This window comes from Vibrio sp. AK197, from assembly GCF_053903115.1.
Genome location: NZ_CP096430.1, coordinates 1,271,852 through 1,284,815, shown reverse-complemented (window position 1 = coordinate 1,284,815; position 12,964 = coordinate 1,271,852). Strand labels below are relative to the sequence as shown.

Annotated in this window: 10 protein-coding genes; 4 read left to right on the top strand and 6 right to left on the bottom strand. The window is 43.8% G+C overall.

Going from position 1 to position 12,964, the window contains the following annotated elements; all coding sequences use genetic code 11:
• Positions 1–57: 57 nt before the first annotated feature.
• A complete protein-coding gene (locus tag M1D72_RS13160; RefSeq protein ID WP_456297174.1) occupies positions 58–2,172 on the bottom strand; it encodes a methyl-accepting chemotaxis protein in 2,115 nt (704 codons plus the stop codon).
• Between the two features lie 268 nt (positions 2,173–2,440).
• On the opposite strand from M1D72_RS13160, the gene M1D72_RS13155 reads away from it, so the two are divergent.
• Positions 2,441–2,791: a hypothetical protein gene (locus M1D72_RS13155; protein ID WP_456297173.1), complete on the top strand. Its 351-nt coding sequence runs from the start codon at positions 2,441–2,443 to the stop codon at positions 2,789–2,791.
• 129 nt (positions 2,792–2,920) lie between these two features.
• Here M1D72_RS13155 and M1D72_RS13150 read toward each other — a convergent pair whose 3' ends face one another.
• Positions 2,921–3,736, bottom strand: coding sequence for an SDR family oxidoreductase (locus M1D72_RS13150; protein ID WP_456297172.1), 816 nt, complete (start codon positions 3,734–3,736; stop codon positions 2,921–2,923).
• 356 nt (positions 3,737–4,092) lie between these two features.
• Between M1D72_RS13150 and xthA the strand changes: the two genes are divergently transcribed.
• Complete coding sequence (gene xthA / locus M1D72_RS13145; RefSeq protein WP_456297171.1) at positions 4,093–4,902, top strand: exodeoxyribonuclease III; 810 nt, start codon at positions 4,093–4,095, stop codon at positions 4,900–4,902.
• A gap of 61 nt (positions 4,903–4,963) precedes the next feature.
• Here the strand turns inward: xthA and M1D72_RS13140 are convergent, their stop codons facing one another.
• From M1D72_RS13140 to M1D72_RS13125, 4 genes are all read right to left on the bottom strand, one after another.
• Positions 4,964–5,641: an ABC transporter permease gene (locus M1D72_RS13140; protein ID WP_456297170.1), complete on the bottom strand. Its 678-nt coding sequence runs from the start codon at positions 5,639–5,641 to the stop codon at positions 4,964–4,966.
• Positions 5,642–5,647: 6 nt separating this feature from the next.
• Positions 5,648–6,388, bottom strand: a complete 741-nt coding sequence (locus M1D72_RS13135) for an ABC transporter permease (RefSeq protein ID WP_390190336.1) — start codon at positions 6,386–6,388, stop codon at positions 5,648–5,650.
• A gap of 84 nt (positions 6,389–6,472) precedes the next feature.
• On the bottom strand, positions 6,473–7,243 hold the full coding sequence (locus M1D72_RS13130; protein ID WP_456297169.1) for an ABC transporter substrate-binding protein: 771 nt from the start codon (positions 7,241–7,243) through the stop codon (positions 6,473–6,475).
• A gap of 106 nt (positions 7,244–7,349) precedes the next feature.
• Complete coding sequence (locus M1D72_RS13125; RefSeq protein ID WP_390190340.1) at positions 7,350–8,120, bottom strand: ABC transporter ATP-binding protein; 771 nt, start codon at positions 8,118–8,120, stop codon at positions 7,350–7,352.
• Between the two features lie 635 nt (positions 8,121–8,755).
• Between M1D72_RS13125 and M1D72_RS13120 the strand changes: the two genes are divergently transcribed.
• Both M1D72_RS13120 and pflB read left to right on the top strand, forming a co-directional pair.
• Positions 8,756–10,303, top strand: a complete 1,548-nt coding sequence (locus tag M1D72_RS13120; protein WP_390190342.1) for a DUF3360 family protein — start codon at positions 8,756–8,758, stop codon at positions 10,301–10,303.
• A 322-nt stretch (positions 10,304–10,625) separates the two neighbouring features.
• The gene (gene pflB, locus M1D72_RS13115) at positions 10,626–12,902 is read left to right on the top strand and encodes a formate C-acetyltransferase (RefSeq protein ID WP_456297168.1); all 2,277 of its coding nucleotides are present in this window, start codon (positions 10,626–10,628) and stop codon (positions 12,900–12,902) included.
• Positions 12,903–12,964 lie beyond the last annotated feature (62 nt).

Below are 12,964 nucleotides of genomic sequence, written 5' to 3'. Positions count from 1 at the left end.
GCAACCGCAATGTAAAAAAGCCGCATAATGCGGCTTTTCTATCAAATCACTGACTCATCACACTTTAAATTGATTCACTAACTGCTTTTGTTTCTCTGATAAGGTACTAATTTGTCCACTGACCGTTTCTGACTCTTCCGCCTGAGAGAGAATTTGCGCACTCAAGTCACGAATATTCGACACACTCAAATTGACCTCAGTGGACACAGATTGCTGCTCTTCTGCTGCCTTTGATATTTGCGTATTCATATCTGTAATGGCAGCAATTGACGTAAATACATGTTGCAGCTCATCCACGGCAACTTTTACTTGGCTTGCTGAATTATTGGCTAGCGCGTTACTTTCATGAATCACATTGACCACGTCGTTAGTGCCGGTATGGACCTGCTCAATCACATGGCGAATATCTCCGACTGAATCTTGTGTACGCTTGGCGAGATTACGTACTTCATCGGCTACCACCGCAAAGCCTCTACCTTGCTCACCCGCTCGAGCGGCTTCAATGGCAGCATTCAACGCTAGCAAGTTAGTTTGCTCAGAGATTTCCTCGATCATTTTCAGCATCTCAGTAATATTGTCGTTGCTTTTGGCAAGTTCTTGAACAATTGGAATCGCGGCATCCATGGTTTCAACCAGGCGGCGCATTTCCAATTCAGACTGCTCAATCACTTTTTGCCCTGTCATCGCAGATTCATTAGCCTTTTGCGCGGCGTTCACAGCATTGCCTGCGTTTTCAACAACTAACGTAGCAGTTTGGGTCATTTCTTCAGACGCCGTAGCGACCAGATCAACTTCCTTAAACTGAGAATCACTGCTTTGCCGCGTAAGTTGCGCAGCAACCGACGATTGCTCTGTGGTACTAGCCACCATATAGGTGTTGTTGACAACTTCACGAATGATGACTTGAAGCTTATCCAGAAAAGCATTGAATCCTGATGCCAACTGGCCAATTTCATCTTGGCTTTTGATATCAAGCCTCTGAGTTAGATCCCCCTCTCCAGAAGCAATATCTTCCAAGCGTAACGCGACTTGCTTAATGGGTTTCACGAGCCTAACCGCCATAAATCCAATCACCACCAAGCCAATGAGAACGAATATACCGCCAGCGAAGACTTCGGTCGTCACACCTTTAGAGACTTGCTCGCCAATCAATACATCAAGAGAATTTGCATCTGCCAGTACGCTAGAGCGTGGCATTTCAAACAAAATCCCCCAATTTTGGTTGCCGATGGTAATTGGTGCAAACACCATCAGCCATTGATTATTTTCGCTCCATTGAGTGATGACCTCTTGGCCGTATAACAGGTCGACCAAATCATCATTCGTGATATTGTCACTTGAAAACGGTTGACCTATATCCGCATTAGGATCATCACTGGCAATCAGCGAACCATCGAGGCTGACAATATTCATTTTGCCTTGCCCATCAAAGAGGTTGGCATCAGAAGATTGAGCAAGCTCGGTTAATGTATCAAGTCGAAGATCAATACCAAAATAGCCCATGGCGAGGTAGTCGCGCATGATGGGCACAGAGATAGACGTTGTTAGATAGCGGCTATCTCCTTGCTCGACGATACGTGGTGTACTAACGCACGTCGTATTGCGAATTAATGGGCAATAAAAACGCTCACTATTACTGCCATCAGATAGTTCACTCTCAGACAATACATGCGCTTCAACTTCATCGTTCTGTGAATGACGCCAATACGGTGCAAATCGCCCTGTCTCATTCGACCCTACATACTCGGCGCTCACATAATTTGCATCTTCACTGTCAAGCTCATCGGGTCTGAACACCATGTAAGCACCTTGAATGGTGTCAAATTTTCTGACCGCGTTTTTCACAATGTCATTAAGTGCCGTTCGCAGAGTCTCACTGTCACCAAAGTTATCTTCGGAATTCGTTTTTTGAAACAAAGCCGCATCCGCTAGCATTTCGGCGCGATACAGGGCTTCATTAAGGTATTCAGAAATTTCGGTGGCATTGAGTAACGCCGTGGTTTGCACCAATTGTTCAGACTTTTGCTTTACGGACTGAGAACTGTTGGTTTTGATTATTTGTTGATTACTTATCGCATTGTATACTGAAAATCCGATCAGCGAGAGAGAGGTAATTAATAGGCAAGCGCCTGATAGTAATATAATTTTCCATTGAACAGACAAGGTTCGCATGCTACATCCCTTTTTGCAAACTTGGTTAGAGTTATTACACCATATTGCGACTAATTATCAATCTAAAGTTAAACTTTTGTATTATTTCAGTGATGGCGTAGAGATTACCAACGCGTTTCCAATTTCTTGTTTAAAAACCATCCGTAGACCATAGGGCTGATGAAATAGTCCTATAACACGCTAAAAAACTCCCATCTTAGATGCCAATACCAAGCTGATATATCGACTAGTCTTTACGCTCATGAACTACGAAAAAGGGCTAGTGACAATGAAACCAAACAAATACCTAACGGCTTTACTCTTTGCTTCATCGCTATTGATGACGACCACCGCGTATTCTTTTAATTACTACACAGAGGGCGGTTTAATGTTCATCAAAACGTTCCGTAATTCATCAGGACAAATGCGTTATTGGGGATGCGGCCCAACACAATGCTTATCGCTGAACAATCAAAGCAAATCTGAGGTTAAAAGTATGATTGATGGGGGACGCAGTTTTGATGGTACTTGGGAATATCGAGGAGATTATGGGCAGTGTGAAGTATGGGTGAGTCAAGTAAAACAAGGGAACTACCCGACGCTTAGAAGAGTCATGAACCAACTTCAAGAAAAGTGCTAAATACTCTTAGCGGTTACCGTTTTCTGAAAAACACTGATAGCGTCAGCACTATCAGTGTTGGTTTTACTGACTCTCTCACGTGGCGCTAGACCTCGGAGTTGAGTAACTGCAGATACAAACATCTACATTTTAACCGTTAGTGATCATCCCACCATTGAGGTGTAACGTCTGCCCAGTCATGAAACTGCTATCTTGGCACGCGAGAAAAACATACGCAGGCCCCATTTCACGAGGCTGACCTATACGTCCCATTGGCGAGGACATTGATTCTAAAATGTCTTTATCAAAATCTTTAAAGACTTCTTGGATTTCTGTCGCCACAGGCCCTGGAGCCACTTGGTTGACTCGAATACCACGATTCAATAGCTGCTTTGATAACGCTCGAGTATAACTGACGATAGCGCCTTTGGTCGCCGTATAAGGGACTAATACATCATTTCCGACATACGCGTTCACCGATGTTGTATTAATGATACTGTCGCCTTCCTTCATATGCTCTAACGCCGCTCGAGTGACATAAAAAATACCTGCCATATTGATGTCAAAATGCTGTTGCCAATCTTCATCACTGACTGCTGTTAAATCGTTATACGGTTTTTGCATACCCGCATTGTTGACCAATACATCAACACCGCCCCATTGTGCAACAACCGCCTCCACAGCCTGCTTGCAACTCGCACTACTTGCGGTGTCCCCTTGCAAAATAAGAGCGTCTGCACCTTCGGCCTCAATGCCTTTTTGTGTCTCACGAGCGCTCTCGTCATCAGAATGATAAACGATAGCGACTTTTGCGCCTTCACGCGCCATGTGTAAAGCCACCGCTCGTCCGATACCGCTATCCCCACCAGTGATTAAAACGCGTTTGCCAGTTAGCTTACCTGAGCCTTTGTAGTCGTCATTGATATATTCAACGGGCGGCAACATGTCATCTAAATGTTCTGTCATAACTAGCATCCTCTGTTTTATTTGGTGTACAAATAATTAGTGTCTCAGTACTACTGAGAGCTTGATGGTAGATCATTGAAATCAAAGGGTTGTTAAGATTTTTAACATAAGCGTTTATCATGACAAGAATGAAGAGGAAGTCGTCTATCACCGGAGTTCGTAATAACAGTGAATTGGAGGGTGAGCAATGAACCCTCACCCACTAATTAGACATACTTATCGACTGGTGATCAGATTAGCGAAACGATAAACTGTTGGTTTAATTATGTGTTCGTTCAAAAAGTCACGGGTCTCTATTAGTTTCGAAAGATAATTAAATCTTCACAAATCAAAGCTTATAACGGAAAGTAAAGAATATGAAAGTCATTAGTTTTAATATCAACGGGTTACGAGCACGCCTTCATCAATTACAGGCACTGATTGATAAACATCAACCGGATGTTATTGGCCTACAAGAGATCAAAGTTCACGATGACGCATTTCCTCTGGAAGATGTCAAAGCGATGGGCTATGAAGTGTATTTTCATGGTCAAAAAGCGCATTACGGCGTGGCGATGCTGTGTAAAAAGACACCCATTACAGTGCAAAAAGGCTTTCCTACCGACACTGAAGAACACCAAAAGCGCATGATCATGGCGACGTTTGAGGATGATAATGGCGAGAAAATTACCGTGCTCAATGGCTATTTTCCGCAGGGGGATAATATCCACCACGAGACCAAATTCCCTTATAAGCGCCAATTTTATAAAGACCTTATGGGCTATCTCAATCAATACCACAGCAAAGACGAGCAAGTTATCGTAATGGGAGATATTAATATCAGCCCCATTGATTTAGACATTGGTATTGGTGAAGTCAACCGCAAACGCTGGCTGAAAACTGGGAAATGTTCTTTCCAGCCCGAAGAACGTGAATGGCTAAAAAACCTACTAGATTGGGGGTTTGAAGATACGTTTCGTAATTTGCACCCAAGCGTTGATGACCAATTCTCATGGTTTGATTATCGCTCTCGTGGCTTTGATGATAACCGTGGCTTACGGATCGATGTGATATTAGCGACCCCTTCCCTTGCGAAAAAGTGCCAACAAGCGGGTATTGATTACGAGTTACGAGGCATTGAGAAACCTTCTGACCACGCGCCGATTTGGAGTGTATTTGCTCAATAATCTAAATCATGACTTCAATGAAAAAAGGGCCTTCAAGGCCCTTTTTAATTTGCAACGAAGACTAACTGCGCGGCTTTAAATAAGCGAGGAAACGTTTTTCTGCATTTTTAAACACCCACAAAATAATGAACGTCAGTCCCATATAAAATAGCCCCGCGGTCAAAAATGATTCAAACGGCGCGTAATAGCGCGAATTCACCAATCGCGCTGCCCCTGTGAGATCCATGATGGTAATGATTCCCGCAACCGCACTGCCGTGAAGCATAAAAATCACTTCATTACTGTAGGCAGGCAACGCACGGCGTAGTGCACTAGGCAAAACGATACGACGCATTGTTTGCCAATAACTCATGCCATAAGCTTTGGCCGCTTCGACTTCTCCACGCGGCAACCCATTGATCGCCCCGCGGATAATTTCCGCAGTATAAGCCGCTGTATTCAATACAAAAGAAACCAGCGCGCAAAACCAAGCGTTTTCCCAGAGCGTATCTTTGACTGGAAAGAACTGATCCATTCCGTAATAGATTAAATAAAGTTGCACCAATAAAGGCGTACCACGGAAAAAGTAAATAAATGCCCAGCTAGGCCAGCGTAATAACAAAAAGTGACTATTGCGGGCTAAGGCAAGAGGGATCGCGACAAAAATACCAATCAATAACGATAAGCCCACCAGCCAGACAGTGGTCCATAAACCGCTTAAATAGACAGGAAAGCTTTCAACTATTAATGAAAAGTCCATCGTTTCCTACCTCGTGTGAATCGTAAATTTGCGTTCAACAAGTTTAAGTAGCCCCGTCGATACACTGGTAAAAAATAAGAAGATCACGGCAACCGTCATATAAAAGGTAAATGGCATCTTGGTTGAACCCGCAGCCAAAGAGCTAATACGGACCATATCTTCAAGGCCAATAATGGAGACCAAAGCCGTCGTTTTGAGCAACACAAGCCAATTGTTACCAAAACCAGGCAGTGCGTGACGAATCATTTGCGGCAGCAAAATACGGCGAAAGGCCAGAAACCCACTCATGCCATAAGCTTTGCCGGCTTCAAGTTCCCCTTTATCCACCGCCATAATGGCGCCACGAAAAGTTTCTGCCATATAGGCGCCAAAGATAAAACCAATAGTCAAAACCCCAGCCGAAAACGGGCTGACGTCAATATAATCTGGTAAGTAGGAAGTCCATTCATGATTTGGGTCACTGGAAGCGAACCAATTATTTAACCATTCGTTGATCGAATAGAGAGAGTTGTTTAAGAGAATTTGTCCACCAAAAAAGATCAGCATCATCAGAACTAAATCTGGGATACCTCGAATAATCGTGGTGTAAATAGTCGCGACAGAGCGCAGTGTTCGATAGTTAGAGAGCTTGGCTAATGCACCCAACATGCCTAAAACCATGGCCAAAACCAGCGATAATACAGCTACTTCAATCGTCAGGAGTGCCCCTTTTAAAATGGAGGCTTCATATCCATGTAAATCCAGCATAAATGAGTTCCAGTTTCTCAACTCAAAAAAGAAAGGCCATTGATGTGTGACCATCAATGGCCATGATGACGATGTTACGTGTAATTAGTCACCGTATACATCGTAGTTAAAGTATTTCGCTTGAATTTTTTGGTATTCGCCATTTTGACGCAATGCAGCAATCGCATCATTCAGCTTGGCGGTAAGATCTTTATCTTGTTTACGAACCGCGATACCAAAGCCATCACCAAACCACTTTGGATCCGTCAGCGAGGGACCCACGAACTCGTAGTCTTTACCGCCATCTTTGTTCAATACACCCTCTTCAAGAGCAGATGCATCACCAAGTACCGCTTCAATTCGGCCATTCGCAAGGTCAAGATACGCGTCATCAAAAGAACCGTAACGTACGATGTCGACTTTGTCGCCATAGTTATCTGTCAGGTATTTATCGTGTGTTGTTGCGCGTTGAACCCCAATTTTCACACCGTCGAGATTATTGAAATCAAGACCAGCGCCTTTCTTGGCAATAAACTTATTTGGAATAAGCGCATACTTGTTCGTAAAGTCGACTTTTTTCTTACGCTCTTCAGTAATCGACATCGCAGCGATGATGGCATCGTATTTACGTGCAAGTAGAGAAGGAATAATACCGTCCCAATCTTGTGGAACAATTTTACAGGTCACTTCCATCTGTTCACAAAGCGCATTGGCCATGTCGACGTCAAAACCTTTCAGTGAGCCATCCGCTTCTGTCCAGCTGAATGGAGGATATGCCCCTTCAATACCAAAGCGGACTGTTTTCCAATCCTTAGCTTTAGCGACACCTGTTGCTGCGGTAGCAGCCAAAGCTGCAACAACTAACCACTTTTTCATTTCCATACTCCTGTGATTGTATTTTTGTTTTGTTAGATTTTGTTGTGTTCAGATAGTGTTATCTGTTTAAGCAAGTATCGTATGACACCTGCCTAAATCGATTCAATTAATAGATAGACGAAATAAACTGCTTCAAGCGTTTTGATTCTGGTTGAGAGAACAGCTTTTTCGGGTCGCCCTGCTCTTCGACTTTGCCCTGATGTAAGAACATCACATGATTGGACACATCACGAGCAAACGCCATTTCATGGGTCACGACCAGCATGGTACGCCCTTCTTCAGCCAAATCACGCATCACACCAAGCACCTCACCGACCAATTCTGGATCCAGTGCCGAGGTGGGTTCATCAAATAGCATGACTTCTGGGTCAACCGCTAACGCACGAGCAATCGCAGCCCGTTGTTGTTGCCCTCCAGATAAGTGACCTGGGTAATAATCTTTACGCTCAAACAGACCCACTTTATTCAGTAGTTGTTCTGCTTTTTCAATCGCTTGCTTTTTAGGGACACCCAAAACATGAACAGGCGCTTCAATGACGTTCTCGAGCACGGTCATGTGTGACCACAGATTAAAGCCTTGAAACACCATGGCTAAGCGAGAACGGATTCGCTGCACTTGTTTTTCATTAACAGGGATAGCATCGCCTTGACGGTTAGCTTTCATTTCAATCAACTCGCCGTTGACCCAAATATCACCCGCCGTCGGAGTTTCAAGAAGATTAATACAACGTAGAAAAGTGCTCTTACCGGAACCAGAAGAGCCAATAATGGAAATGACGTCGCCTTTGTGGGCTTCTAAAGAGATGCCTTTCAGCACTTCATTTTGGCCAAAGGTTTTATGTAGATCTTTGATGTTCAGCGCGGGTACATCATTCATGCGCTATTGCTCCCTATATTTTCATTCATTGCTTGGCTTCCGTTCCAAAGCTGCTAATCAAATTATCACTACCAAAAACAACATGCAACAAATTATTAACCTAAAAGTGGAAAATATTCAGTCACATAATGCGATTAAAAAATCACTAGTCAGCTTATTATGCTAGTTTTCATGCATATTTAACAGTCAGCTCACTTTCAAGCCTCATCGTTAAGCCATGAGATTATGGTAAAAACAAGATCCAGTTCAATGATTGCATGTGTGATGTATAAATGTTGCAGATCGGTCGCCTACGTTATCTATGAAAACTCACATTATGAAAAAATATTTCATCTTAAATATCAGATAAGTGGTTATGAGTGGCTTAGTTTGTAGTTTTATTTCACATTCAAACTTAAAGTGATCTAAATCAATCACCCTTTACGGGAGCCAAGCTAAACTCGCCACCATAGAACTTTGTCTTCAAAACGAGATTTTATTTGACCTCGAACAAATTTATGCAACCACGTATAGATCGTGCTAGAGATCAAAATTAATCTGAGTTTCATGCAGTAAAAAATACTGGGCGGTGGTTTAACGCAACACAATCCATTACCCATAAGAATAAATCACTTTGTGTAATAAAGAGGGAATCTATGTCAGACGCAGTCAAACAACCGCACTCTGATTCGGATATCGATAGCAAAAGCTATAGCGAACTCCATCGCCCAGCTTCTGAATTTGCCAGTCGCTCAGACTATCTGGACCATGAGTTACAAATAATGAAGCCACGCCGATTTGGGCTTAACCTACCCGGCCGTGACTTCCGTTTTGAACTTGAAGATTTAGTACCAGCACTCGCTGGAACCATTGGTATCATCGCCATGTATTCTGCGGTGATGATGTCTTGGGCTGATGGCTTAACCCAAGCTTGGGACCATATCAACCTTGGTAAAGATTTCGCTATCGAAGTCGCGCGTGTTGAAATGCTTATCCCTGCACTACTATTCTGTGTATTAGCCTCTGGCTTTATTAACCCTCGAGCGAACCTAGCGGGTAACCACGGCCCAATGATTCCATTGATTGGTTCTATCGCTCTTGCAGGCGCTCACCCATTAGCACTTGCGATTCTACTCGGTATTTTTGGTTTATTGCTCAGCTACTTTAAAGGTGGCTCAAAGCTGGTGAATCTTACATCCCAAGGTACCGCTGGCGGTTTGTTGATTTTCCTCGGTTTTACCGGAACGATGAGTCAAATCACCTCAATCCAAACTTGGGCGACCGGCTTACAATCGGCAGAAGTTGCCGCAGGAAGCTTAGGTTACATAGGCCTAGTGGTTTTGGGTATCAACATTGTGGTCTACGCAATTTTGGCGAAACTGGGGTTACGCTGGCTCGCAATTCCTGTGTGTGCATTCGTAGGATTAATCATTGCGTTACTTGCTGGCGCTGGGTTTGATCTTCAATTTGAAACCCATATGGGTCTGCCAAACCTTAACCCCGCATACTGGTGGGGAAGCACAGAACAAGGCTGGCAATTGGGACTCCCAACACTTCAACATTTCATTGCCTCTCTACCCTTTGCGATTTTAGCTGTGGCTATGTGGTCACCTGATTTCCTTGGGCACCGTATTTTCCAAGAGATGAACTATCCGAAAAATACTGACAAGGTATTGATGGATGTCGATGACACGATGACCATGTGTTCAATTCGTCAAATGGTCGGTACCGCTGTCGGTGGTGGTAACATCACCTCTTCTTGGGGTACATACATGATCCCTGCGGCGATCGCGAAGCGTCCAATCCCTGGTGGTGCCATCATTCTTGGTCTTTTAGTGATGATCATTGCGATCCTCGGCTTCCCTATGGATGTTGCCGTATGGCCTCCAGTAATGCGTGTTGCTCTTCTGGTTGGCGTTTTCTTACCGCTTCTTGAAGCGGGTATGCAGATGGTTCGTGATACCAAAGACTCACAAGCGGCCGGTATCTGTATCTTTGGCGCAGCAGTTGTTAACCCTGTTTTGGCTTGGGCATTAACAATGCTCTTAGATAACAATGGCTTAATTGGGGATAAAGAACGTGCTTCTAAACTATCGTTTGTCGATAAAATCGTCATCCCGGGTGGTGTACTGATCATCTGTCTGGTTGCTATGCTTGCGGTAGGTATGCTGGACACCCAATACGGTATAAAAGCTTGGCTGTAACGAGAAATATCGAGGGTAGCGCATGTCGCTACCCTTTTTTTTATTTGATCGACTATTTTTTACTCAAGATTATGCGTTTTTTCGAATTTTATTGATTTAGTTTAAGGTTTGTAGATTTTTTTTAGTCTAACGTAAGAGTCAAGCAAGAGGTTTCCTACGAAACTAACGGTGAATTCCGAGTAACAAGATGTATAGCTTTAATCACGCAGTTGAATCTATAGATATTGTTATTTACTAAGAGTGTACTGGTCTTATTCGATTAAGGATGCTGGCTCAACAGCATTGCAGTATGGGTTTTTTCTACTAAAAAGGTAGGTATGTCATGGCAGAGCAATTTGCTAAAGCTTGGGAAGGTTTTGCAGCAGGTGACTGGCAAAACGAAGTCAACGTTCGTGATTTCATTCAAAAAAACTATACACCTTATGAAGGTGACGAATCTTTCCTAGTTTCTGAAGGTACTGAAGCAACTAATACGCTTTGGGCTAAAGTAATGGAAGGCATCAAACAGGAAAACGCGACTCACGCACCTGTTGATTTCGATACTTCTGTTATTTCTACCATCACTGCTCACGATGCGGGTTACATCAATAAAGACCTTGAAACAATTGTTGGTCTTCAAACTGAAGCACCGCTAAAACGTGCAATCATCCCTAACGGTGGTATCCGTATGGTTGAGGGTTCTTGCAAAGCGTACGACCGCGAGCTAGACCCAGAAGTGAAAAAAATCTTCACTGAATACCGTAAAACACACAACCAAGGCGTGTTCGACATCTACACTCCTGACATCATGAAATGTCGTAAATCAGGCGTTCTAACTGGTCTTCCAGATGCTTACGGTCGTGGCCGTATCATCGGTGACTACCGTCGTATCGCGCTTTACGGTATCGACTTCCTGATGAAAGACAAATTTGCTCAATTCACTTCTCTTCAAGAGAAATTTGAAAACGGCGAAGATCTACAAATGACCATGCAACTTCGTGAAGAAATTGCAGAGCAACACCGCGCTCTAGGTCAAATCAAAGAGATGGCAGCGAAATACGGTTGTGACATCTCTCGCCCTGCTGAAACAGCACAAGAAGCAATCCAATGGACTTACTTCGGCTACCTAGCAGCAGTTAAATCTCAAAACGGCGCAGCCATGTCTCTAGGTCGTACTTCGACTTTCCTAGACATCTTCATTGAGCGTGATATCGCAGCAGGTAAACTGACTGAAGCTCAAGCTCAAGAAATGATCGACCACTTCGTGATGAAACTACGTATGGTTCGTTTCCTACGTACTCCTGAATACGATGAGTTGTTCTCTGGCGACCCAATCTGGGCAACAGAATCAATGGGTGGTATGGGTCTTGACGGACGTACGCTAGTTAGCCGCACTAACTTCCGTTTCCTAAACAGCCTATACACTATGGGTCCTTCTCCAGAGCCAAACATCACTGTTCTTTGGTCTGAGCAACTACCTGAAGGCTTCAAACGCTTCTGTGCAAAAGTGTCTATCGATACTTCATCTATCCAGTATGAAAACGATGACCTAATGCGTCCAGACATGAACTCTGACGACTACGCTATCGCATGTTGTGTATCACCAATGGTCGTTGGTAAACAAATGCAGTTTTTCGGTGCTCGTGCAAACTTGGCGAAAACCATGCTTTACACCATCAACGGTGGTGTGGATGAGAAACTGAAAATCCAAGTCGGTCCAAAAATGGACAAAATCTCGGGTGAATACCTAGATTACGACGAGTTGTGGGAAAAAATGGACCACTTCATGGATTGGTTAGCAAAACAATACGTGACTGCGTTGAACTCTATCCACTTCATGCATGACAAATACAGCTACGAAGCGTCTCTAATGGCTCTACACGACCGTGACGTGAAACGTACAATGGCTTGTGGTATCGCTGGTCTATCTGTTGCAGCTGACTCTCTATCTGCAATCAAATACGCAAAAGTGAAACCAGTTCGTGACGAAGACGGTCTAGCAATCGACTTCGAAATCGAAGGCGATTTCCCTAAATTTGGTAACAACGACCCACGCGTTGATGACATCGCATGTGAACTTGTGACTACATTTATGAACAAGATTCGTGAGCTGAAAACTTACCGCGATGCGATTCCGACTCAATCTATCCTAACTATCACTTCTAACGTGGTATATGGTAAGAAAACAGGTAACACACCTGACGGTCGTCGCGCAGGCTCTCCATTCGCACCAGGTGCAAACCCAATGCACGGTCGCGATGAGAAAGGTGCAGTAGCATCATTGACTTCAGTTGGTAAACTACCATTTGCTGACGCTCAAGATGGTATCTCTTACACCTTCTCTATCGTACCTAACGCACTAGGTAAAGAAGAAGATAGCCAACGTTCAAACCTTGCTGGTCTAATGGATGGTTACTTCCACCACGAGTCTGGTATTGAAGGTGGTCAACACTTGAACGTGAACGTTCTAAACCGTGAAACACTACTTGATGCAGTTGAGCACCCAGAGAAATACCCTCAATTGACTATCCGTGTATCAGGTTACGCTGTTCGCTTCAACTCTTTGACTACAGAGCAGCAACAAGACGTTATCGCACGTACTTTCACTGAATCTCTATAAGATTCACTGCTAAGTTTTAAAGCCCCGCCTAGTGTGGGGCTTTTTATTGCCAGTATGTCAGA

What these genes read in the sequence shown, in the direction of transcription:
- M1D72_RS13160 (WP_456297174.1), bottom strand. Translation starts at nt 2,172, where the DNA reads ATGCGAACCTTGTCTGTTCAATGGAAAATTATATTACTATCAGGCGCT.
- M1D72_RS13155 (WP_456297173.1), top strand. Translation starts at nt 2,441, where the DNA reads ATGAAACCAAACAAATACCTAACGGCTTTACTCTTTGCTTCATCGCTA.
- M1D72_RS13150 (WP_456297172.1), bottom strand. Translation starts at nt 3,736, where the DNA reads ATGACAGAACATTTAGATGACATGTTGCCGCCCGTTGAATATATCAAT.
- xthA (WP_456297171.1), top strand. Translation starts at nt 4,093, where the DNA reads ATGAAAGTCATTAGTTTTAATATCAACGGGTTACGAGCACGCCTTCAT.
- M1D72_RS13140 (WP_456297170.1), bottom strand. Translation starts at nt 5,641, where the DNA reads ATGGACTTTTCATTAATAGTTGAAAGCTTTCCTGTCTATTTAAGCGGT.
- M1D72_RS13135 (WP_390190336.1), bottom strand. Translation starts at nt 6,388, where the DNA reads ATGCTGGATTTACATGGATATGAAGCCTCCATTTTAAAAGGGGCACTC.
- M1D72_RS13130 (WP_456297169.1), bottom strand. Translation starts at nt 7,243, where the DNA reads ATGAAAAAGTGGTTAGTTGTTGCAGCTTTGGCTGCTACCGCAGCAACA.
- M1D72_RS13125 (WP_390190340.1), bottom strand. Translation starts at nt 8,120, where the DNA reads ATGAATGATGTACCCGCGCTGAACATCAAAGATCTACATAAAACCTTT.
- M1D72_RS13120 (WP_390190342.1), top strand. Translation starts at nt 8,756, where the DNA reads ATGTCAGACGCAGTCAAACAACCGCACTCTGATTCGGATATCGATAGC.
- pflB (WP_456297168.1), top strand. Translation starts at nt 10,626, where the DNA reads ATGGCAGAGCAATTTGCTAAAGCTTGGGAAGGTTTTGCAGCAGGTGAC.